Below are 22,405 nucleotides of genomic sequence, written 5' to 3' on the forward strand. Positions count from 1 at the left end.
GGAAATGGATGCCTTATTTACCCTTGGCCTTCATTTCCTTCGCTTTCTCGACCGCTTCCTCCATAGATCCTACCATGTAGAAAGCCTGCTCTGGCATGTCGTCGTAGTCACCGTTGAGGATGCCCTTGAAGCTGCTGATGGTTTCCTTCAGCGGCACGTATTTACCGGGCGAGCCGGTGAATACTTCGGCGACGTGGAACGGCTGGGACAGGAAGCGCTCAATCTTACGGGCACGGGCGACGGTCAGCTTGTCGTCTTCAGACAGCTCGTCCATACCCAGGATCGCGATGATGTCCTTCAGTTCCTTGTAACGCTGCAGGTTGGTCTGCACGCCACGGGCCACTTCGTAATGCTCGTGACCGATGATCAGCGGATCCAGCTGACGGGAGGTGGAATCCAGCGGATCGATCGCCGGGTAGATACCCTTGGAGGCGATGTCACGGCTCAGTACCACGGTCGCGTCCAGGTGCGAGAAGGTGGTGGCCGGCGACGGGTCGGTCAAGTCATCCGCCGGTACGTAGACCGCCTGGATGGACGTGATGGAGCCGTTCTTGGTGGAGGTGATCCGCTCCTGCAACTCACCCATCTCCTGGGCCAGAGTCGGCTGGTAACCTACCGCGGAAGGCATACGGCCCAGCAGTGCGGATACCTCGGTACCGGCCAGGGTGTAACGGTAGATGTTGTCCACGAACAACAGTACGTCACGACCTTCGTCACGGAACTTCTCAGCCATGGTCAGGCCGGTCAGTGCCACACGCAGACGGTTTCCTGGGGGCTCGTTCATCTGGCCGTAAACCATGGCCACCTTATCGAGAACGTTGGACTCCTTCATTTCGTAATAGAAGTCGTTACCTTCCCGGGTCCGCTCACCAACACCGGCGAATACGGAGAGACCGGAGTGCTCTTTCGCGATGTTGTTGATCAGTTCCATCATGTTTACGGTTTTACCAACACCGGCACCACCGAACAGGCCGACTTTACCACCCTTGGCGAACGGGCAGATCAGGTCGATAACCTTGATGCCAGTTTCCAGCAGGTCGGCAGAAGCGGCCTGGTCAGCATAGCCCGGCGCTTTGCGGTGGATGGCCCAGCGCTCGTCTTCACCGATGTCGCCCTTCTCGTCGATGGGACGACCCAGAACGTCCATGATGCGACCCAGAGTCTGGGTGCCGACCGGGACGGAGATCGGTGCGTTGGTGTTGGTTGCGGTCAGGCCCCGCTTGAGGCCTTCGGTGCTGCCCATGGCGATGGTACGTACAACGCCGTCACCCAGCTGCTGCTGGACTTCCAGAGTTGTGTCGCCACCTTCAAGCAGCAGTGCGTCATACACTTTGGGTACGGAGTCACGTGGGAATTCCACGTCGATAACCGCGCCAATGATCTGAACGATTTGTCCGCTACTCATGCTCGGTTCCTCGTTATCTAAATAGTCACTAAAACCAGTTGGACTGTGGGCGGGATCAGACCGAAGCCGCGCCGCTCACAATCTCCGATATCTCTTGCGTAATCGCTGCCTGACGCGCCTTGTTGTAAGCCAACTGCAGTTCGTCGATGATGCCACCGGCGTTGTCAGTTGCGCTCTTCATGGCGATCATTCGGGCGGCTTGTTCACATGCCAGATTCTCTACCACACCCTGGTATACCTGGGATTCAATGTAACGTGGCAGAAGACCTTCCAGGATCTGCTTGGCATCGGGCTCGTAGAGATAATCCCACTGGTTCTTGATCTCTTCTTCGTCCTCGCCTTCGGGCAGGGGCAGCAACTGCTCCACCTTGGGGCTCTGGGTCATGGTGTTCACGAACTCGTTGTGTACCAGGTACAAACGGTCGATCTTGCCTTCGGTGTAGGCGTCCAGCATGACCTTGACGTTGCCGATGAGTTTTTCAGAACTCGGGCTGTCCCCCAGATGGGTCAGCGCCGCCACGACGTTGCCGCCGTAGTTCTGGAAAAAGGAGGTGCCTTTCTGGCCAATGGCGCACAGATCGGTTTCCACCCCTTTTTCAGTCCACGCTCGCATTTCACGGACAAGCGTTTTGAACAGGTTGACGTTCAGACCACCACACAGGCCCCGGTCCGTCGATACCACGATGTAGCCCACGCGCTTGACCTCGCGCTCGACCATAAACGGGTGACGGTACTGGGCGTTTGCCCTCGCAATGTGCCCGATCGCCTGAAGCATCTTCTGAGCGTACGGGCGAGTCGCCTGCATGCGCTCCTGAGCCTTACGCATCTTGCTCGCCGCCACCATTTCCATGGCGCTGGTGATCTTCTGCGTGCTCTTGATGCTGGAGATCTGGTTACGAATTTCTTTTCCGACGGCCATAACTCACTGCCTTCTCAAGTTAGACACTCGCTGCGACAAAACCGGCCCGCGATCACTCGCAGGCCGCGCCTTGTTACCAGCTCTGAGTGGTCTTGAATTTTTCAAGTGCAGCTTTCAGGCCGGCGGCGATGTCATCGTTGAAATCGCCTTTCTCGTTGATCTTGGCCAGAAGCTCGGATTGCTCCGCACGCATCCAGTCCAGGAGCTGGGCTTCAAAGTCCACCACCTTCTCAACATCAACGTCGTCCAGGAAGCCTTCGTTGGCTGCAAACAGCACCGTACCCATTTCCGCCACGGACTGCGGGCTGTACTGGTTCTGCTTCATCAGTTCGGTAACCCGCTGACCGTGCTCGAGCTGCTTACGAGTCGCTTCGTCCAGATCGGAAGCGAACTGGGCGAAAGCGGCCAGCTCACGGTACTGGGCCAGAGCCAGACGGATGTTACCGCCGAGCTTCTTCATGATCTTGGTCTGGGCGGCACCACCAACCCGGGATACGGAGATACCGGCGTTCATCGCCGGACGGATGCCGGAGTTGAACAGGTTGGTTTCCAGGAAGATCTGACCGTCGGTAATGGAGATCACGTTGGTCGGTACGAACGCAGACACGTCACCAGCCTGGGTTTCGATGATCGGCAGTGCGGTCAGGGAACCGGTCTTGCCTTTCACTTCACCGTTGGTGAACTGCTCGACGTAGTCGGCGTTAACGCGGGATGCGCGCTCCAGCAGACGTGAGTGCAGGTAGAAAACGTCACCCGGGTAGGCTTCACGGCCCGGCGGACGACGCAGCAGCAGGGAGATCTGACGGTAGGCAACGGCCTGCTTGGACAGGTCGTCGTATACGATCAGGGCATCTTCACCGCGGTCACGGAAGTATTCACCCATGGAGGTGCCGGCGTAAGGCGCCAGGAACTGCATGGCGGCCGGATCGGCAGCGCCAGCGGCAACCACGATGGTGTGATCCATGGCGCCGTGCTCTTCCAGCTTGCGCACAACGGCGGCAATGGAAGACTGCTTCTGGCCAACGGCAACGTAGATACACTTGATGCCGGTGTTCTTCTGGTTGATGATCGCATCGATGGCGACCGCGGTCTTACCGATCTGACGGTCACCGATGATCAGCTCACGCTGGCCACGACCGATGGGGACCATGGTGTCGATGGCTTTCAGACCGGTCTGAACCGGCTCATCAACGGACTGACGAGCGATAACGCCCGGAGCAACCTTCTCGATCGGGTCGGTCAGGGAGGTGCCCAGATCGCCCTTGCCATCGATGGGGTTACCCAGACCGTCCACGACGCGGCCCAGCAGTTCCGGACCCACCGGTACTTCCAGGATACGACCGGTGCAACGCACTTTCTGGCCTTCGGCCAGGTCGTCGTAGTCGCCCAGCACAACCGCACCGACGGAATCACGCTCCAGGTTCAGAGCCATGCCGTAAGTGCCGTTGGCGAATTCAACCATCTCACCGTACATAACGTCGGCGAGACCGTGGATCAGCACGATGCCGTCGGAAACGGACAGGATCGTACCTTCGTTCTTTGCTTCGGAAGAGATATCGAGTTTCTCGATTCTCTTCTTGATGATGTCACTGATCTCGGATGGATTCAGTTGCTGCATGCCTTTATCCTCAAACCTTGTGCTGAAGTCAGGAGCTCAGAGTCTCGGCCAGCTTTTTCAGCTTTCCGCGAACAGATGCGTCGATGACCAGATCGCCGGTGCGAACCACCACACCACCGATCAGAGACTTGTCCAATGACGCTGCGAGTGACACTTGACGCTGGAGCTTGGTCGACAGTGCCTGGGCGAGCTTCTGCTGCTGTTCGTCCGACAGCTCGAAAGCTGTGGTAACGTCGATATCAACAGTGCGCTCCAGATCAGCGCGGTACGTGTTGAAGAGCGCCGCAATCTCGGGAAGCAATGCCAGACGGCGATTCTCGGCAAGAATCGCGAAGAAGTTGCGAATGCCCTCGGACACCTCCAGCTCGGTGGTGGCGAGGATCAGCTCTGCCTTCTTCTGCTCGTCCGTTCCCGGATTGGCGAGAAGCTGTCGTACTACGTCGTTCGCTGTAATCTGCCCGGCCAGGGTCAGCACTTCAGCCCACTGGGCCAGCTGCTGCTGGTCCTGTGCGGCCTGAAAAGCAGCCTTGGCGTAAGGGCGGGCCAGCGTTCTCAGTTCTGCCATGATGAACCTCGTCGTTTACAGTTCTGCTGCCAGCTTTTCCAGCATCTCGCTGTTCTTGGAGGCATCGACAGAGGTTTCCAGGATCTTCTCGGCACCGGCAACGGCCAGAGCGGCAACTTCTGCACGCAAGGCGTTGCGCGCCTGATTGCGCTCCTGTTCAATTTCGGCCTTGGCTTGCTCGATCAGCTTGTCACCTTCTTTGCGGGCGTCCTCTTTGGAGGCTTCCACAATCTGGTTGGCACGCTTGTTGGCCTGCTCGATCAGAGTAGCGGCCTGCTGCTTCGCTTCACGCAGTTCCTGGGCAGACTTCTCTTGCGCCAGTTCCAGGTCACGCGCGGCACGGTCTGAGGCAGCCAGTCCGTCAGCGATCTTCTTTTGACGCTCCTGCAGGGCGGCCATGATCGGCGGCCACACATACTTCATGCAGAAGACAACAAAGATAAAGAACGCGATGGCTTGACCGATAATCGTCAAATTAATGTTCACGTCTTCACCTCTCGCCTGTTGGTTAGAGAATCAACAAACCGGGGAACACCGTCCCCGGCATGAAGACTCGATTAAAGCTGACCTACAAACGGGTTGGCGAAGGTGAAGAACAGGGCGATACCAACACCGATCATGGTTACGGCGTCGAGCAGACCGGCAACGATGAACATCTTAACCTGCAGCATCGGGGTCATTTCCGGCTGACGCGCGGCGCCTTCCAGGAACTTACCACCGAGGATACCGAAGCCGATAGCAGTACCCAGGGCACCCAGGCCGATCAGCAGTGCAACGGCAATCGCGGTCATTCCAACTACAGTTTCCATGTTAACTCCTAGTTTTACAGTTTAGTTTTCGGTTAATGGTTAGGGTTTAAAGCGTTCGTTTACGACAACTCAGTTTCTACTGCAATCAGTGACTGTCTTCGTGCGCCATGCTCAGGTACACGATGGTCAGCATCATGAAGATAAAGGCCTGCAGGGTGATAACCAGAATGTGGAAGATCGCCCAGGGCACGGACAGCGTCCACTGAGCCCACAGCGGCAGCAACGCAATCAGGATAAAGATCAGCTCACCGGCGTAGAGGTTACCGAACAGACGCAGCGCCAGGGAGATCGGCTTGGCGATCAGGCTCACGCCTTCCAGCAGCAGGTTGACCGGAACCAGCAGGATCTTCAGGAACAGGTTGTCAGAGGAGAACGGGTGCAGCGTCAGTTCGCCGACAAAGCCGCCCACGCCCTTGACCTTGAGGCTGTAGTAGATGATCAGCGCAAACACCGACAGGGACATGCCCAGGGTGACGTTGACGTCGGTGGTCGGCACCACTTTCATGTAATCCAGACCGGCCATGTGGAACAGTTGCGGCAGGAAGTCGACCGGCACCAGATCCATCAGGTTCATCAGGAACACCCAACAGAAGATGGTCAACGCCAGCGGCGCGATGACTTTGTTGCGGCCGTGGAAGGTCTCCTTGACGCTGTTGTCGACGAACTCGATCATCACCTCGACAAAGTTCTGCAGGCCACCCGGGATGTCACTGGTGACGCGTTTGGCCGCCAAGCGGAACAGGAACAGGAACAGCACGCCCAGGCCGACGGCCCAGCCGAGGGAGTCCACATGCACCGCCCAGAACCCCATGTCAGACGCTTCCTTGCCGGATAGCGCCAGAGTCCAACCGGCTTCGGTGGTCACGGTTCCATCGGCGCGTTCATAGCCCGCCGGTAGGTTTCCGTAGGTTAGGTTCTGGAGGTGATGCTGGATATATTCAGATGCACTGCCTGCCATAACGGTCTCTCAGGTCCAGTTAATTTCGCTGCGCTCGGCCGTTCGCCAGGAACGGGGCCACCAGATTGGTGACCAGCATGATCGCAAATGTAAGAAAAAGTGCCGCTACATCAAGCGGTTGAATCCATTTAAACACCATCGTAAAGAGGATGGCGCACAGGATGAGCTTGCCGGCCTCACCCTGATAAAAAGAGCTCATGATCTGTTTGGCAGCCCGCGCGCCGGAGTAGCGGAATGCCTTAAACGCGAAATAACCGTGGGGAAGCAGAAACACAAGGCCTCCCACAAAGGCGGAATAACAGGCAGTCGGGCTCTTGAGTAAAAACGCCAGACTGACGAAAACCAGCACTACGCCCTGGATCAGAAACCAGCGAGCGATGGGCGGACGGCCGATGCCGCTCGAATGTGCCTTCGTCATGTAAGCCCCGAAAAGTAGCCGCCTTGCGTCGGTGTTGGATACCCATGAAAAAATACACCGCGTACGAGCGCGGCAGATTATATGTTTTCGATCTGCGCGAATCAACAACACCGGCACGGTGGAAACGTCGCTAAGGGCGCGAAAATGCTAGGCTGACAGGCCACCCGACACAAATGGGGATGTGATTCTTTTTTCACCACTACATGTAGTGGTCGGACAGAAAACCGAGACCAAAGACCCCGATCTAAAGTTGCAGCGAGCCGCCGCTACGGGGGCTCGCTGCCGGGAAACGTCGCCGGTTACTGAATATGGCCCAAAATGCCATCCAGCTCGTCCAGCGAACTGTATTCGATCACCAGCTTGCCCTTGCCGCGCTCGCCATGGGCGATGGAGACCCGGGCCCCCAGACGCTCGGACAGGTCATCCTGTAGGGCGCGGATATTGGGGTCCAGAGCGCGAGTTGCTGACGACTTGGGCTGGCTGGCCTCCTGTTGCATCCGGCGGACCAAGGCCTCGGTCTGGCGCACCGACAGCGATTTCGCCACCACCAGGCGCGCCGCCTGCAGCTGCTGCTCCGGCGGCAAGGTCAGCATGGCGCGACCATGGCCCATCTCCAGATCGCCATGCTCAAGCATAAGACGTACGTCTTCGGTCAAACCAATGAGCCGCAACAGGTTGGTGATGGTGGTGCGGGACTTGCCCACCGCCTCGGCCACCTGGGCCTGGGTCAGGCCGAACTCTTCCTGCAGACGCTGCAGGGCAAAGGCTTCTTCGATCGGGTTGAGGTTTTCCCGCTGGATGTTCTCGATCAGCGCCATAGCGATGGCGGCTTCGTCGGGCACCTCGCGGACGATGGCGGGAATGCGGTCCAGCTCGGCCATCTGGGTCGCGCGCCAGCGGCGCTCGCCGGCAATCAGCTCGTACCGGCCTTCGTCGATGCGGCGCACCACCACCGGCTGCATCACGCCCTGCTGACGAATGGAGTCGGCCAGCTCCTGCAGCGCTGTCGGGTCCATGTCACGACGCGGCTGGTAGCGGCCACGCTGGATCAGATCGACCGGCAGCTGCCGCAGCTCGCCGTCACGGTCGGCGGCCTCCTGTTCCAGGTTGACCTTGGAGCCGGCCAGCAGCGCGCCCAATCCGCGCTCACCCAATCCTCGTTTTTTCGCCGCCATGGTGTCTGTCATTCTTCCCGATCAGAGTCAGCCCGCTATCTTACACGGCAACCGCCGTCGATGTCTTTGTTGTGCCATGCCGCCGCACCATTTCCCCGGCCAGGGCCAGATAGGCAATGGCGCCCTTGGAGGCGCGGTCGTACTTCAGCGCCGGCAGACCGTAGCTGGGCGCCTCGGCCAGACGCACGTTGCGCGGGATCACCGCCCGGTAGACCTTGTCGCCAAAGTACTCATTGAGCTGGCCGGACACGTCCAGGGTCAGACTGTTGCGGGGGTCGTACATGGTGCGCAGGATGCCTTCCACCTGCAGATTCGGATTCACCGTTTCCTGGATCTGCTCGACGGTATTCATCAGTGCCGCCAGACCTTCCAGCGCGTAATACTCGCACTGCATGGGGATCAGCACCGAATCGGACGCCGACAAGGCGTTAACGGTGAGCAGGCTGAGGGACGGCGGGCAGTCGATCAGGACGTAATCGTAGTGCTCGCGCACGGTGTTCAGTGCCAGCCGCAGCCGGTGCTCACGGCCGATTTCATTCATCAGCTCCACTTCCGCGGCGGTCAGGTCGCCGTTGGCGCCGAGCAAATCGTAGCCGGCAGAGTCCACCGCGGCAATGACCTCGGCGGCGGTGGCGCGCTTGGTCAGCAGATCGTAGCCCGACAGCGACAAAGCGTTCTTGTCGACGCCGCTGCCCATGGTGGCGTTGCCCTGGGGATCCATGTCCACCAGCAGCACCCGGCGCTTGGTAGCGGCGAGGGAGGCTGCCAGGTTGACGCAGGTCGTGGTCTTACCCACCCCCCCCTTCTGGTTGGTGACCGCAATCACACGCGCCATGGTTGCCTCCTGTCCTGAAATGCTGGGTTTACGGGTCGTGTTTGAATCGTTGTCGGTATCAACTGGCGGCGCCCGGCGACTGCCGCGCCAAGGTCAACAAATGCCGTTCGCCGCTGCAACCGGGCACCGCCAGGGACTGGTGTTGCATCACCCGCCAGCCAGCCGGCAGCGCCGACACCTCATCTTCCGGAAACTGGCCTTTCATGGCAAGGAACTCACCATCGTCCGCCAGCAGCGGGCCACACCAGTTGATCAGGTTGGCGAGCGCGGTGAACGCCCGGCTGGTCACTTGAGCGTAACGCTGATCTGGCTGGCAGTCCTCGGCCCGGCCATGAATCACCACCAGGTTGTCCAACCCCAGTTCCAGCTTGCACTGGGTCAGGAACCGGGTCTTCTTGCTGTTGCTGTCGAGCAGGGTAAACCGACGCTGGGGAAATACAATGGCCAACGGGATACCCGGCAGGCCGCCACCAGAGCCAACGTCCAGGACCGCGTCCGCGGTTACGTAAGGTGCAATGCTGAGGCTGTCCAGCAGCTGCCGGGACACCATCTCGTCCGGGTTGCGCACCGCGGTCAGGTTGTAGGCGCCGTTCCACTTGGCCAGCAGACCCAGGAACGCCAGCAGGCGCGCCTGGGTCTCGGCATCGAGTGCCAGCCCCAGCTCGGCGAGGCCACTGGCCAGTTGCTGGCGCCAGCGCGACATCATGGCTTCGGACTTGCTCACATTGGACATCAGGCGGACTGCTTCTTCAGCAGCTCACGTTTCTTGAGGTGTACCAGCAGCTGGGACACCGCCGCCGGCGTTACGCCCTGGATGCGGGACGCCTGGGCGATGGTTTCCGGTCGCACCGCCTTGAGCTTCTGCTTGATCTCGTTGGACAGGCCACCCACCCCATCGTAATCCAGGTCCACCGGCAGGCGGGTGTTTTCATTACGGCGCAGACGCTCGATCTCATCGGCCTGGCGGGAGATGTAACCCTCGTACTTGATCTCGATTTCCACCTGCTCGGCCACCGTCGGGTCTTCCGTGCGTTCGCCACCGATCTCGGCAATCTGTGGATAAGCCATTTCCGGGCGTCGCAACAGTTCCGCCAGCGACTGGTCGCGGGTCAGCGGTTGCTTGAGGTGGCCGTCGGCCACCGCGCCCTGGTCGGTGTTGGGATGAATCCGGGTGCTCTCCAGGCGCTGACGCTCGGCGGCGATGGCGTCGCGTTTGCGGTTGAAGCGGTCCCAGCGCTCGTCGTCCACCAGCCCCAGGCTGCGGCCGCTGTCGGTGAGACGCAAATCGGCGTTGTCTTCCCGCAGGATCAGCCGGTATTCGGCGCGGCTGGTGAACATCCGGTACGGCTCCGAGGTGCCCATGGTGATCAGGTCGTCCACCAGCACCCCGAGATAGGCTTCGTCCCGGCGGGGGTACCACGGCTCCCGCTGCTGCGCCTGCAGCGCGGCGTTGATGCCCGCCAGCAGGCCCTGGGCGCCGGCTTCTTCGTAGCCGGTGGTGCCGTTGATCTGACCGGCAAAATACAGGCCCTGGATAAACTTGGTTTCCAGGGTGTGGCGCAGGTCCTGCGGGTTCAGGTAATCGTACTCGATGGCGTAGCCCGGCCGGGTGATGTGGGCGTTCTCGAAGCCCGGAATCGAACGCACCGCCGCCAGCTGAATATCGAACGGCAGGCTGGTGGAGATGCCGTTGGGGTACAGCTCGTGGGTGGTCAGCCCTTCCGGCTCGACGAAGATCTGGTGCGAATCCTTGTCGGCAAAGCGGTTAACCTTGTCCTCGATGGACGGACAGTAGCGCGGGCCGACCCCTTCGATGGCGCCGGCAAACATCGGCGAACGGTCAAAGCCGCTGCGGATGATGTCGTGGGTGCGCTCGGTGGTGCGGGTGACGTAACAGCACACCTGCTCGGGGTGTTCCTCGCGGGAGCCGAGGAACGACATCACCGGGGTCGGATCGTCGCCCCATTGCTGCTGCATCACCGAGAAATCGACACTGCGGGCGTCGATCCGCGGTGGCGTGCCGGTCTTCAGCCGGCCGACGTTGAACGGCAGCTCGCGCAGGCGCTGGGCCAGGGCGTTGGCCGGGGCATCGCCGGCGCGGCCACCGGCGTGATTCTGCATGCCGATGTGGATAACGCCACCGAGGAAGGTGCCGGTGGTCAGCACCACGGTCTGGGCGTGGAAGCGGATGCCGGTTTGGGTCACCACCCCGGTGACCCGGTCGTTGTCCACAATCAGGTCGTCGGCGGCCTGCTGGAACAGGGTCAGATTGGGCTGGTTCTCCAGCATCTCGCGGATCGCCGCCTTGTACAGCACCCGGTCGGCCTGGGCCCGGGTCGCCCGCACCGCCGGCCCCTTGCGGCTGTTGAGTACCCGGAACTGGATGCCACCACGGTCGGTGGCGCGCGCCATGGCCCCGCCCAGGGCGTCGATTTCCTTGACCAGGTGACTCTTGCCAATACCACCAATGGCCGGGTTGCACGACATCTGGCCCAGGGTCTCAATGTTGTGGGTCAGCAGCAGCGTCGCCGAACCCATCCGGGCCGCCGCCAGCGCAGCCTCGGTGCCGGCATGGCCACCACCAATGACAATGACATCGAAACGGGTCGGGAAATCCACACGTCACCTCGAACACAGGGAAAAAATTGGGCGGGGAGTATAACGCTTCGCCCCGCAAATTGCAGTCTAAATGTGCAATTTTTAACCAACTCAAGTGTCACCGAGCCATCGATCCACGACAAGGCGGCCTAGGCTGTCTTTGCAGGCCACCCTGGTCATACTTTGCACAGGCTGTAGATAAATAAAACGGCGTTGTATTTCAGGTGCTTGCTTAACCTTATTCAGAAAAGTTTTCAATAAAGTTATCCACAGGTGGAATCACTTATTGAACAGCCCCAAAAAACAACTAAGTCACTGTTTTAAAAAATATATACGAAAACCATTCAGACCTTATCCGAAATTTATCCCGAATCTTATCCACATCCATCCGCCCCCTGAGCCTCAACGATGATCGCCGCGCAATTCGCTCACCACCTTATACAGGTGCTCGGCACTGGCGGCCTCTGCCGATACCGGTTCTGCCGCCAGCAATTCGATGCGGGACCAGAACCGTCGCGGCCAGTGCCCCAGGGCAGGACCGCCGCAATGGCTGAAAAAACTGCCCCACAGGCCACGGAGCGCCATCGGCACCACCGGTACCGGCCGTCGTTGCAGGATAACCTCGACGCCGGAACGGAAAGTGTCGATATCGCCGTCCAGGGTCAACTTGCCCTCCGGGAAGATACACACCACATGGCCGGCATCCAGTTCCTCGTCGATACGCTCGAAGGCGCGGTCGTAAATCTCCGGCACCCGGTTGCGGGAGCCGATCGGGATGGTCTTGGCGAGACGGAAGAAGGCGCCCAGCACCGGGGTCTTGAAGATGCGGTAATCCATCACGAAGCGTACCGGCCGGCGCACCGCGCCGGCGATCACCAGCGCATCCATGTAGGTGACGTGGTTGCACACCAGCAACACCGGGCCGTCATCCGGAATTTGGCGCAGGCCCTGGTGGCGCACCCGGTACACGGTGTGGGACAGCAGCCAGATCACGAACCGCAGCGCGAACTCCGGCACCTGCTGGTAAACAAAGCCCGCCACCACCAGGTTCATCACCGACAACACCAGGAAGAATTCCGGAATCGACAGGCCGATGATGCCTAACATCAGGATGCCCATCAGCGCGCTGACCACCATGAACAGGGCGTTGAACACGTTGAGCGCGGCAATGATGCGGGCGCGCTTGTCGGTGGGGGTTTCGTGCTGGACAAAGGCGTACAGCGGCACGATGAACAACCCGCCAAACACCCCGATGCCCAGCAGGTCGAGCGCGATGCGGCGGTAGTCGCCGTCGCTCAGGATCACCCACCAGTCGGTCGGCGTGGGTTCGGCAGGCATGTTCAGGTAGATATCCAGGCCAAACAGGCTCAGCCCCAGCGAACCGATGGGCACGATCCCCAGTTCCACCCGGTGGCCCGACAACCGTTCGCAGAGGATCGAGCCGACGGCAATGCCGATGGTGAAGATGGCCAGCAGCAGGGTCACCACGGTTTCATCGCCGGCCAGCTCGGTCTTGGCGAAGTTGGGAAACTGGGTCAGATAGGCGGCGCCGAGAAACCAGAACCAGGAGATCGCCATGATGCTGAGCAGCACCGAATGGTTCTCCCGCGCCAGCGCCATCAGCCGCCAGGTCTCCTGCAACGGGTTCAGCCGGACCTTCAGGTCGGCGGCACCGGCGGGGGTGGCCGGCACCCGCCGGGCAATCAGGTAACCGGCGATGGCCATCGCCAGCACCGCCAAGGCGGCAATGCGTTCTGGCCGCTCGGCGCCCATGAGCAGCCCGGCCGCCAGGGTCCCCAACAGAATTGCCACGAAGGTGCCCATCTCCACCAAGGCGTTGCCGCCCACCAGTTCATCATCTCCCAGCACCTGCGGCAGGATGGCGTATTTCACCGGCCCGAAGAAGGTGGACTGGGTGCCCATCAGGAACAGCAACAGCAGCAACACCTCGTACCAGCCGAACCACAGGCCCACCGCCGCCATGGCCATGATGACGATTTCCAGCGCCTTGACCCGACGAATCACCAGCGACTTTTCATACTTGTCGGCGACCTGGCCAGCAATGGCGGAGAACAGGAAGAACGGCAGAATGAACAGGAACGCCGCGAAATTGACCACGATGTCCACCGACAGCCCCAGCAGCCCACCGGCGCTGTAAGTCACCAGCAACAGCAAAGCGTTCTTGTACAGATTGTCGTTAAACGCGCCAGAGAACTGGGTCAAGAAGAACGGCAGAAAACGCCGTTGCTTCAGAAGGCGAAACTGGCTGTGCTCGGCCATCGGTAGTTCCTTTACGGTGGGGTCGCCGATACGATGCGATAAAGCGCCTGCCCGCGCAAGTCACCAGATCCCTATGTCCATGAAAACCGGTCAGAACCGATCCATCTCCCGGGTCTGTCGAGCACCGGCGACGGCGCCGCCGCCTTGCTGGCTGGCAAGTTGTTCCAGTTCCAGCGCCACCGCATTGGTGGACTTGGCGAAACGGGCCAGCAGGCTGTACAACACCGGCACGATGAACAGGGTCAGGGTGGTGGCGAACAGCAGCCCACCGAGGATCACCACCCCGATGGCGGCTCGGCTCTCGGCGCCGGCGCCGGTGGCCAGCACCAGCGGCACGGCACCGAAGATGGTGGACACCGTGGTCATCAGCACCGGGCGGAATCGCAGGATCGCCCCCTGCAGGATGGCGTCGTGCACCGAATGGCCGCGATCCCGCAGCTGGTTGGCAAACTCGACGATGAGGATGCCGTTTTTGGCCATCAACCCCAGCAGCATGATGATGCCGATCTGGCTGTAGATGTTGAGACTGAAGCCCGACCACCACAGGGCCACCAGCGCGCCGGTGACCGCCAACGGCACCGACAGCATGATGATCAAGGGGTGAATCCAGCTCTCGAACTGGGCCGCCAGCACCAGAAACACGATGACGAAGGCGAGGCCAAAGGTGACATACACCGCCGCCGCGGATTCCTCGAACTCCCGACTCAGGCCCTTGAACGATACCCGCGCCTCCGGCGGCAAGTGGTCCAGCGCCAGGCCATTGAGGAACGCCAGCGCGCTGCCCAGGTCGTAGCCGTCCGCCAGCGAACCGCTGATCACCACCGCCGGCAACCGGTCAATGCGGCGCAGGTCCGGATTGGCGCCGATTTCCTCGACCGTCACCAGCGCTTGCAGCGGCACCAGTTCACCGCCACTGCGAGCCCTGAGAAAGACCTGCCCCAAATCGTCCGGGGTGGCGCGGTCGGCGTCAGCGGCCTGGACAATGACGTCGTATTCCCGGCCCCGGTCCAGGTAGGTCGTGACTTGCCGCGACGCCAACAGGGTTTGCAGGGTCAGGCCGACGTCTTCGATGGTGATGTCCAGGTCCGCCGCCCGCTCCCGGTCGATGGTGACCTTCAGTTCGGGTCGGGTCAGTTCGAAGTCGGTCTCCAGGTTGAGCAGATTGGGGTTGTCCCGGGCCCGTTCGAGAATCTGTTCGCTCCAGGCCTGGACGGTGGCATAGTCCGGCCCACCGAGGACAAACTCGATGGGCTGGCTGAAGCCGCGCTGGCCCAGCCCGGGCGGATTGATGGCGGCGGCCCGCACCCCCGGAACCGTCGCCAGCATCGGCCATAGCTCGCGGGTGATGGCCTGCTGTTTAACGTCCCGCTGATGCCAGGGATTCAGGCCCAGAATCATGAAGGCGCTGTCCTGCTCCCCGCGAAAGCCGACGATGGCCAGCAGCCGGTTGGCGGTGCCGTCCTCCAGGTACGGCATCAACTGCTGCTCGACCTTCTGCACATGGTGGTCGGTGTACGCCACGGTGGCACCCCGCGGCGCCTTGGCGGGCAGGATGATCACGCCACGGTCCTCAATCGGAGCCAACTCCTGCGGCAGCTTCGGGAACACCACCGCCGCCAGCACCAGCCCGGCCAGCCCCAGCCCCAGCAGCAACCCGGGCTGGCGCAGCGAAAACCGCAGTAATCGCTCATAGCCGTGATTCAGCCCCGCCAGCAGGCGCTCGCTGGCCATCCAGAGCCGGTGCCCCTGCTCGGTTTCCGGGCTGTGGCGGAGCCATTTCGAACACAGCATCGGCGCCAGCGTGAGCGCCACCAGGCTGGACACCACCACCGCGGTGGCCAGGGTAAAGCCGAATTCGGCGAACAACCGACCGACGTTGCCGCCCATGAACGAGATCGGCACGAACACCGCCACCAGCACCAGGGTGGTGGCGATCACCGCGAACGCCACCTGCTTGGCGCCCCGGTAAGCGGCCAGCAGCGGTGGTTCGCCATCGTCGATGCGGCGCTGGATGTTCTCCAGCATCACGATGGCGTCATCCACCACCAGGCCGATGGCCAGGATCACCGCCAACAGGGTCAGCACATTCACCGAGAAACCCAGCGCTCCCAGGCCGATGAAGGCGCCGATCACCGCCACCGGGATGGTCACCGCCGGAATCAGCGTGGCGCGCCAGGAGCGCAGGAACACGAAGATCACCAGGATCACCAGCGACACCGCTATCGCCAGGGTCACCATCACCTCGCGGATGGAGGCGCGGATGAAGATGGATTCGTCGTAGCTTTCGGCGATGGTGACTTCCGGTGGCAGGGTCGCGCGGATTTTCTCCAGCTCGGCCTGCACCCGGTCCGACACCGCCACGGTGTTGGCCTTGGACTGGCGAATGATGCCCAGGCCGATGGCGGTCTGGCCGTTGGCCCGCAGCCGACTGACGTCGGATTCCACGCCGAGCTGGACATTGGCCACCGCCCCCAGTCGCAACAGATCGTTGCCATCCCGGCGAATCACCAGATTGCGGAAGTCCGCCACCGACGACAGCCGACCCTCGGCGCGCACGGTGAAATCGCGAGTGGCCGATTCCACCGAACCGGCCGGAAATTCCACGTTGTTGGCCCGCAACGCCTGCTCCACCTCGGCCACGGTGATGTCCCGCGCCGCCAGCCGCTCGCGGTCAAGCCACACCCGGATGGCGTAGCGGCGTTCGCCGCCAATGCGCACGTCGGCCACGCCGTCGAGCACCGACAGTCGATCCGCCAACACCCGGTCGGCATAGTCGCTCAGCTCCGCGCTGCTCCAGACCTCGCTGCGCAGGGTTACCCACATCATCGGTCGGGCGTCGGAGTTGGCCTTGCTCACCACCGGGGCCTCGGCCTCGCCGGGCAGCTGGTTGGCGACCCGCGACACCGCGTCGCGAACGTCATTGGCGGCAATGTCCACATCCCGCGCGGTGTTGAATTCGATGGAGGTTCGCGATTCGCCCTGTTCGGTGCTGGATTCGATGGCGCGGATACCCTCTATGCCGCTGATGGCGCCCTCGATCACCTGGGTGATCTGGGTATCCACCACCTCGGCCGCAGCCCCGGTGTAATCGGTGGAGATCGACACCACCGGCGGATCGATGTCGGGATATTCCCGCACCGGCAACCCCAGCAGGGCGGCGATACCGAACACGATGATCAGCAGACTGAGTACGGTGGCAAACACCGGGCGCTTGATGGAGATGTCGGACAGGATCACCGCTGGCCGCCCTCTTCCGCCGGCGCCCGTCGCGCCAGGTGGTTGTCCGGGATCGCGGCGTCGTCCACCACCACCTCCACGGCATCGCCACTGCTGAGGCGGTCCTGGCCGGTGATGATCACCGCATCCTCCGGGCTCAGACCGGCAACGATTTCCACCCGCCCGGGTTGACGGCTGCCCACCTCCACCCGCACCCGCCGCGCCACGCCCGCCTCGGCAACGAAGACAAAACTGTCGGCACCACGGATCAGCAGGGCCTGTTCGGGAATCACCAGCGCCTGGCGTTCCTCCAGGGTCAGGCGCACCGACATGAACTGACCGGGCCGCAACCGGCGGTCGGCATTGGCGACCTGTGCCCGCACCGGCAGGGTCCGGCTTAACTCATTGATACGGGCGCCCAGCTCCACCAGGGTGCCGCGAAACGCCTCGCCAGGAAACGCCGGGGTGTGGCCTGTCACTTGCTGGCCCAGATGCAGCTGCCCGATGAAGCGTTCCGGCACCGAAAAGTTCAACTCCATCCGGTCGGTGGCATCCAGCGTGGTGATGGTGTCGCCCTCGCTCAAGTAGCTGCCGATGGCGATGTCGGTGAGCCCCACAGTCCCGGCAAAGGGCGCGTCGATGCGGTGGTTGTCGAGTCGGGTGTGGGCGGCAATCCGCTGGGCCCGGGCGACGTCCCGCGCGGTGCTCAGCTCGTCGAGCTGGGACTGGGCGATGCTGTTATTGGTCACCAGACGCCGGGCCCGATCGTACTTTCGCTGGGCATCGGCGAGCTGCGCCTCCGCTACCCGCAGGTCCGCCCGCGCCTGGCGATCGTCCAGCCGCAGCAACAGTTGTCCCTGGGCTACGATGCCACCCGGGGGCAGGTCAAACGCCACCACCCGGCCACTGACCTCGGTGGTCAGCGCCACCGCGTCCCGGGATTTCAGCGTACCAACGGCGGCCAGGGCATCTTGCACCGTCTGCTCGGTCGGCGTCACGGTGTTGACCACACTGGGCGCACGCTGGCGCTGTGGTCCCTCGGCCGCCTGCCCACCCAGCCATTGATAACCGGTGCCGGCAGCCACCGCCAGCGCCAGGATCACCAGGGCGATTATCCCCTGTCTTACCATGTTTCAGCCTCATTCCCTGTCACGTTGTCGCGCCACCACCCGATCGGCCTCCCCCTTCGGCCGTGGACGGCTCCGACGCACTTGGCCTGTTAGGACAATTAAAACCAGACGGTCGCCGCAGCCGGATACCAAGACCCAGACCCCCGCAGGGTCGGAAAGTTCACCGCCTCACCGGCTATGGTGCCAAGTTTGGTCGCCGGTATCCCCTGTTTTTGCATAACTTTTACACGGTGATCGGGACCCGCCAAGCACCTCCACAGCCGCGCCGAAGCCAAACCACCACGGCCCCGCACGGCTTGCGCCTTGACCCCGGAGCGGGCCAGCGTCATTTCAGCCAATTGGACTTTTTGACAACGCTGCCAGTGGTTCTTGTCAATGGAACACCCGTTTGATTGCCGTAAAACATTGGCCAATGGATGGCGTAGACGCCATTTTCCCTTTTTCAGCACCACGGAGTAACAACTATGCCGGTCTACAAGGCGCCCCTGCGCGATATGAAGTTCCTGCTTAACGAAGTGTTCAACTACCCCAAGCACTACGAGTCGCTGGCCAGTGGCGAAAATGCCACCCCGGACATTGTCGATGCCATCCTCACCGAGTGCGGCAAGTATTGTGAAGAAGTGTTGAGCCCGCTGAACCAGGTCGGTGACGAGGAAGGTTGCAAGCTGGAAGACGGCGTCGTAACCACCCCGACAGGTTTCAAGGAAGCCTACGACCAGTACGTTATGGGCGGCTGGCAGGGACTGTCGGCGCCGGAGGAATTCGGTGGCCAGGGCCTGCCGGCCTCCCTGGGTCTGTTCAAGCAGGAAATGATGGGTACCGCCAACTGGTCGTTCTCCATGTACCCGGGCCTGTCCATGGGCGCCATGAACACCATCTTCCTACACGGTAGCGACGAACAGAAGCAAGCCTACCTGCCGGCGCTGACCGAGGGCCGCTGGGGTGGCACCATGTGCCTCACCGAACCGCAGTGCGGGACCGACCTGGGCCAGGTCAAGACCAAGGCCGAGCCGCAAGCCGATGGCAGCTATAAAATTACCGGCACCAAGATTTTCATCTCCTCCGGTGAGCACGACCTGACCGAGAACATTGTCCACATCGTGCTGGCGCGCCTGCCGGACGCCCCCAAGGGCACCCGCGGCATTTCCCTGTTCATCGTGCCGAAGTTCCTGCCGGACGCCAACGGCGGAATCGGCGAGCGCAACGGCGTCAGCTGCGGCAGTCTCGAGAAAAAAATGGGGATCAAGGCCTCGGCGACCTGCGTGATGAACTTCGACGCCGCCACCGGCCATCTGATCGGCCCCGAGAACCAGGGCCTGGAGTGCATGTTCACCTTCATGAACACCGCCCGTATCGGAACCTCGATCCAGGGTGTGGGCCCGGCCGAACTGTCTTACCAGTGGGCACTGGACTATGCCAAGGATCGTCGCTCCATGCGCGCCCTGTCCGGCAAGAAGGAGCCGGAGCAGATTGCCGATGCACTGATCCATCACGCCGACGTGCGCCGCATGCTGCTGACCCAGAAGGCCATCGCCGAGGGCGGTCGCTCGATGCTGTACTACGCTGCCCGCCTCGCCGATCACATGGTGGAAGGCCACACCGCCGGAGACCACAAGAAAGCCGACGCCTACGACGACAAGCTCGGCTTCCTGACCCCGATCCTCAAGGGCTTCCTCACCGAACTAGGCTACGAAGCCGCCAACGTGGGGGTTCAGGTGTTCGGTGGCCACGGCTACATCCGCGAGCACGGCATGGAACAGATCGTCCGTGACACCAAGATCGCCACCCTGTACGAAGGCACCACCGGCATCCAGGCACTCGACCTGCTGGGCCGCAAGGTGCTGCTGATGACCCAGGGCGGCGCGGTACGCGAGTTCACCCTGAAGATTGCCAACTTCGCCCGCAAGCAGCTGGCGGACAAGCGCACCCGGCCGTTCGCGGTGGAACTGCTCAAGCTGACCGCCCAGTGGAACGTGCTGACCCTGCGCGTGATGCTGGCCGCCCGCAAGGATCGCGACGTGGTCAGCGCCGCTGCCCACGACTTCCTGATGTACAGCGGCTACGTCACCATGGCCTACATGTGGGCCCGGCAGGCGGCGGTAGCGGTGAAGAAACTGGACAACGGCGGCGACGACTCGGCCGAGTTCTACAACGCCAAGCTGGCCACCGCGGAGTTCTACTACGAGCGGCTGTTGCCGCGGGCCCAGACCCACGCCACCAGCATGCTCAGCCCCACCAAGAACCTGATGCAGCTGGACGCCGAGCACATGGCGTTCCACGGCTGATCACCGCAATCAGGCGATCCCGGCGCTGTCCGGGATCGCCTTCCCCGCGTCCCCGTCATCCGCTTCACCGGATTTCTGTCGTTTCTCCCGTCGTCGCCAGTTACTGGCTCTGAAAACGTTGGATAAAGGCTTCCGACTCGGCGATGGCCTGCTCCATGTTGCGGATCAGCCTGTCCACATCGCCGCGGATGCGACCCAGCTCACTTTCCAGGGCGCCGATGGCCTGGGCGTTCAGGTTGTGCTTGAGGTACAGCACCTGGTCCTCGAATGCCTGCAGTACCGGCTCCATCCGGTCTTCGGCCTGGTGCATACGGTCGATCAGCCGCCGGTACTGGCTGCGGGTCTCGGCGAGCTGGCGCGCGCTGGTACGGCGTAACGAGGCGCTCTGGTACAGCGCCAGTTCGTCCTGCCACTCCTCGAACAGCGCCTCGGACACGTCCTCGACGGCCTCGATGCGGTCGCGGACCTCCTCCGCCGCCGCCTGGCTGTCCTCGTAGGCGTCACGAATGTCCGCGTATTTCGCCTTGAGTTCGCTGTCGGGGGTCGCCACCACACTCTGGAACCGCGCCAGCGACGACCGGAAGGTGTCCCGAGCCTCGTCCTGGGCATCACGGGCGTCTTCCACCCGATCCACCAGGATGTCCCGTTTCTCGATGCCCAGCTTCTCCATGGTGCTGTAGTACAGGCTGCTGCAGCCCCCCAGCAACAGGACGATGAGGCCGAGCGCCAGCCGCCGGCGACCCTGCCAAGCCAGAGCCAGTGAGTGTGGGTGATAAGGCATGGCGTGGTGCTCTCCCTGGGTTTCCGACACCGCTGCTGGCGGTGTCTATTTGCCGATACAGAAGCTGGAGAAGATCTTGCCCAGCAGGTCGTCCGGGGTCATGGTTCCGGTGATCTCGCCAAGGGCGTCCTGGGCGGCGCGCAGGTCTTCGGCCAGCAGTTCGCCGGCACCGTAGCCGGCCAGCTGATTATGGCCCTGCAACAACGATTGCCGGGCCCGATCCAGCGCATCCAGGTGGCGGCGGCGGGCGAGGAAACCGCCTTCGGTGGTGGTGGCAAAACCCATGCATTGTTTCAGGTGATCCCTCAGCGACTCCAGTCCGGCGGCAGACTTGGCCGCCAGCCTAATCACCGGCGCCTTGGGGTTATCCACAAGCCCGACCGCTTCGCCGGACAGGTCCACCTTATTGCGGATCACCGTGACCGGCGCCGAGGCCGGCAGATGATCGATGAAATCCGGCCAGAGGGCATGGGGTTCGGTTTCTGCGGTGGTGGTGGCATCCACCATCAGCAGAATACGGTCGGCCTGGCGAATCTCCTCCCAGGCCCGGGCAATACCGATCTGTTCCACTTCGTCGGGGCTGTCCCGCAGGCCGGCGGTGTCGATGATGTGCAGCGGCATGCCGTCGATGTGGATATGTTCCCGCAACACATCCCGGGTGGTGCCCTCGATGGCGGTGACGATGGCCGCCTCGCGCCCGGCCAGGGCATTGAGCAGGCTGGATTTACCGGCGTTGGGCCGGCCGGCGATCACCACCTTCATGCCGTCCCGCAAAATGGTGCCCTGCTGGGCTTCGGCCAGGATGGCGTCCAGTGCCGTCATCGCCTGGTTCAGGTCCTCGGCGACCTTGCCATCGGCGAGAAAATCGATTTCTTCCTCGGGAAAATCGATGGCGGCTTCCACATAGATCCGCAGGTTGGTGAGTGCGCTGACCAGGCCATCGATGCGGCGCGAGAATTCCCCCTGCAGCGAGCGCACCGCGCAACGGGCGGCCTGTTCGGAACTGCTTTCGATCAGGTCTGCAATGGCCTCGGCCTGGGTCAGGTCCAGCTTGTCGTTGAGAAACGCCCGCTCGGAGAACTCCCCCGGCCGCGCCAGGCGGGCGCCCAGGCTGCACACCTCCCGCAGCAGCAGGTCAAGAATCACGGTGCCGCCATGGCCTTGCAGTTCGAACACATCCTCACCGGTGAACGAGTGCGGGTTGGGGAAAAACAGCCCGATGCCCTCATCGATCATCCCGCCGTCGGCCTGCCGGAACGGCCCGTAATGGGCGTAGCGCGGTGTCGGATCAAAGCCCAGTACCCGCTGGGCAATCTCCCGGGCGACCGGACCGGATACCCGTACGATGCCGACTCCAGCTTGGCCTGGGGCGGTGGCAATGGCGGCAATGGTCTCGGAGCGATGGTTCATGGG

The 22,405-nt window shown here is 62.1% G+C and carries 18 protein-coding genes; 1 reads left to right on the forward strand and 17 read right to left on the reverse strand.

All coding sequences use genetic code 11. The annotated features are described in order from the left end of the window. Window positions 1-13: 13 nt before the first annotated feature. From atpD to N6L25_RS00190, 15 genes are all read right to left on the reverse strand, one after another. A complete protein-coding gene (gene atpD / locus N6L25_RS00120; protein ID WP_271976871.1) occupies window positions 14-1,405 on the reverse strand; it encodes a F0F1 ATP synthase subunit beta in 1,392 nt (463 codons plus the stop codon). A gap of 55 nt (window positions 1,406-1,460) precedes the next feature. Then, complete coding sequence (gene atpG, locus N6L25_RS00125; protein ID WP_271976872.1) at window positions 1,461-2,324, reverse strand: F0F1 ATP synthase subunit gamma; 864 nt, start codon at window positions 2,322-2,324, stop codon at window positions 1,461-1,463. 73 nt (window positions 2,325-2,397) lie between these two features. Continuing rightward, the gene (gene atpA / locus N6L25_RS00130; RefSeq protein WP_271976874.1) at window positions 2,398-3,942 is read right to left on the reverse strand and encodes a F0F1 ATP synthase subunit alpha; all 1,545 of its coding nucleotides are present in this window, start codon (window positions 3,940-3,942) and stop codon (window positions 2,398-2,400) included. Between the two features lie 28 nt (window positions 3,943-3,970). After that, window positions 3,971-4,507 (reverse strand): F0F1 ATP synthase subunit delta, encoded by a 537-nt coding sequence (locus N6L25_RS00135; protein WP_271976877.1) that lies wholly within the window; start codon window positions 4,505-4,507, stop codon window positions 3,971-3,973. Between the two features lie 15 nt (window positions 4,508-4,522). Further along, a complete protein-coding gene (locus N6L25_RS00140) occupies window positions 4,523-4,993 on the reverse strand; it encodes a F0F1 ATP synthase subunit B (RefSeq protein WP_271976879.1) in 471 nt (156 codons plus the stop codon). Window positions 4,994-5,064: 71 nt separating this feature from the next. Then, complete coding sequence (atpE, locus tag N6L25_RS00145) at window positions 5,065-5,316, reverse strand: F0F1 ATP synthase subunit C (protein WP_099614295.1); 252 nt, start codon at window positions 5,314-5,316, stop codon at window positions 5,065-5,067. Window positions 5,317-5,401: 85 nt separating this feature from the next. After that, window positions 5,402-6,274, reverse strand: coding sequence for a F0F1 ATP synthase subunit A (gene atpB, locus N6L25_RS00150; RefSeq protein ID WP_271976882.1), 873 nt, complete (start codon window positions 6,272-6,274; stop codon window positions 5,402-5,404). Between the two features lie 19 nt (window positions 6,275-6,293). After that, a complete protein-coding gene (locus N6L25_RS00155) occupies window positions 6,294-6,692 on the reverse strand; it encodes a F0F1 ATP synthase subunit I (protein WP_271976884.1) in 399 nt (132 codons plus the stop codon). Window positions 6,693-6,991: 299 nt separating this feature from the next. Next, window positions 6,992-7,867, reverse strand: a complete 876-nt coding sequence (locus N6L25_RS00160) for a ParB/RepB/Spo0J family partition protein (RefSeq protein ID WP_271976886.1) — start codon at window positions 7,865-7,867, stop codon at window positions 6,992-6,994. A 40-nt stretch (window positions 7,868-7,907) separates the two neighbouring features. Further along, the gene (locus N6L25_RS00165) at window positions 7,908-8,702 is read right to left on the reverse strand and encodes a ParA family protein (protein WP_271976889.1); all 795 of its coding nucleotides are present in this window, start codon (window positions 8,700-8,702) and stop codon (window positions 7,908-7,910) included. A gap of 58 nt (window positions 8,703-8,760) precedes the next feature. Then, window positions 8,761-9,435 (reverse strand): 16S rRNA (guanine(527)-N(7))-methyltransferase RsmG, encoded by a 675-nt coding sequence (gene rsmG / locus N6L25_RS00170; protein ID WP_442915187.1) that lies wholly within the window; start codon window positions 9,433-9,435, stop codon window positions 8,761-8,763. Continuing rightward, window positions 9,435-11,321 carry a tRNA uridine-5-carboxymethylaminomethyl(34) synthesis enzyme MnmG gene (gene mnmG, locus N6L25_RS00175; protein ID WP_271976891.1) on the reverse strand — a complete coding sequence of 629 codons (1,887 nt, stop codon included), beginning with the start codon at window positions 11,319-11,321 and terminating at the stop codon, window positions 9,435-9,437. Before mnmG ends, rsmG begins: the two co-directional genes overlap by 1 nt. A 381-nt stretch (window positions 11,322-11,702) precedes the next feature. After that, complete coding sequence (locus N6L25_RS00180; RefSeq protein ID WP_271976892.1) at window positions 11,703-13,580, reverse strand: MFS transporter; 1,878 nt, start codon at window positions 13,578-13,580, stop codon at window positions 11,703-11,705. Window positions 13,581-13,670: 90 nt separating this feature from the next. Further along, entirely contained in the window at window positions 13,671-16,817 is a 3,147-nt protein-coding gene (locus N6L25_RS00185; protein WP_271976894.1) for an efflux RND transporter permease subunit, read from the reverse strand. Then, window positions 16,814-17,926: an efflux RND transporter periplasmic adaptor subunit gene (locus N6L25_RS00190; protein ID WP_271976895.1), complete on the reverse strand. Its 1,113-nt coding sequence runs from the start codon at window positions 17,924-17,926 to the stop codon at window positions 16,814-16,816. The genes N6L25_RS00185 and N6L25_RS00190 overlap by 4 nt, the downstream gene beginning before the upstream one ends. Window positions 17,927-18,390: 464 nt before the next feature. Between N6L25_RS00190 and N6L25_RS00195 the strand changes: the two genes are divergently transcribed. Continuing rightward, window positions 18,391-20,211 (forward strand): acyl-CoA dehydrogenase C-terminal domain-containing protein, encoded by a 1,821-nt coding sequence (locus N6L25_RS00195; RefSeq protein WP_271976896.1) that lies wholly within the window; start codon window positions 18,391-18,393, stop codon window positions 20,209-20,211. A gap of 100 nt (window positions 20,212-20,311) precedes the next feature. Here the strand turns inward: N6L25_RS00195 and N6L25_RS00200 are convergent, their stop codons facing one another. Together N6L25_RS00200 and mnmE are read right to left on the reverse strand one after the other, a co-directional pair. Further along, the gene (locus N6L25_RS00200) at window positions 20,312-20,992 is read right to left on the reverse strand and encodes a DUF2959 domain-containing protein (RefSeq protein ID WP_271976897.1); all 681 of its coding nucleotides are present in this window, start codon (window positions 20,990-20,992) and stop codon (window positions 20,312-20,314) included. Window positions 20,993-21,037: 45 nt separating this feature from the next. Then, complete coding sequence (mnmE, locus tag N6L25_RS00205; protein WP_271976899.1) at window positions 21,038-22,402, reverse strand: tRNA uridine-5-carboxymethylaminomethyl(34) synthesis GTPase MnmE; 1,365 nt, start codon at window positions 22,400-22,402, stop codon at window positions 21,038-21,040. Between the last annotated feature and the right edge of the window lie 3 nt (window positions 22,403-22,405).

The organism is Marinobacter sp. SS21, from assembly GCF_028369065.1.
Taxonomy (GTDB): Bacteria; Pseudomonadota; Gammaproteobacteria; order Pseudomonadales; family Oleiphilaceae; genus Marinobacter.

Bases quoted from the DNA above. Each gene is read 5' to 3' on its own strand.
- atpD (WP_271976871.1), bottom strand. From the start codon at position 1,405: ATGAGTAGCGGACAAATCGTTCAGATCATTGGCGCGGTTATCGACGTG.
- atpG (WP_271976872.1), bottom strand. From the start codon at position 2,324: ATGGCCGTCGGAAAAGAAATTCGTAACCAGATCTCCAGCATCAAGAGC.
- atpA (WP_271976874.1), bottom strand. From the start codon at position 3,942: ATGCAGCAACTGAATCCATCCGAGATCAGTGACATCATCAAGAAGAGA.
- N6L25_RS00135 (WP_271976877.1), bottom strand. From the start codon at position 4,507: ATGGCAGAACTGAGAACGCTGGCCCGCCCTTACGCCAAGGCTGCTTTT.
- atpE (WP_099614295.1), bottom strand. From the start codon at position 5,316: ATGGAAACTGTAGTTGGAATGACCGCGATTGCCGTTGCACTGCTGATC.
- atpB (WP_271976882.1), bottom strand. From the start codon at position 6,274: ATGGCAGGCAGTGCATCTGAATATATCCAGCATCACCTCCAGAACCTA.
- N6L25_RS00155 (WP_271976884.1), bottom strand. From the start codon at position 6,692: ATGACGAAGGCACATTCGAGCGGCATCGGCCGTCCGCCCATCGCTCGC.
- N6L25_RS00160 (WP_271976886.1), bottom strand. From the start codon at position 7,867: ATGGCGGCGAAAAAACGAGGATTGGGTGAGCGCGGATTGGGCGCGCTG.
- N6L25_RS00165 (WP_271976889.1), bottom strand. From the start codon at position 8,702: ATGGCGCGTGTGATTGCGGTCACCAACCAGAAGGGGGGGGTGGGTAAG.
- rsmG (WP_442915187.1), bottom strand. From the start codon at position 9,435: ATGTCCAATGTGAGCAAGTCCGAAGCCATGATGTCGCGCTGGCGCCAG.
- N6L25_RS00180 (WP_271976892.1), bottom strand. From the start codon at position 13,580: ATGGCCGAGCACAGCCAGTTTCGCCTTCTGAAGCAACGGCGTTTTCTG.
- N6L25_RS00190 (WP_271976895.1), bottom strand. From the start codon at position 17,926: ATGGTAAGACAGGGGATAATCGCCCTGGTGATCCTGGCGCTGGCGGTG.
- N6L25_RS00195 (WP_271976896.1), top strand. From the start codon at position 18,391: ATGCCGGTCTACAAGGCGCCCCTGCGCGATATGAAGTTCCTGCTTAAC.
- N6L25_RS00200 (WP_271976897.1), bottom strand. From the start codon at position 20,992: ATGCCTTATCACCCACACTCACTGGCTCTGGCTTGGCAGGGTCGCCGG.
- mnmE (WP_271976899.1), bottom strand. From the start codon at position 22,402: ATGAACCATCGCTCCGAGACCATTGCCGCCATTGCCACCGCCCCAGGC.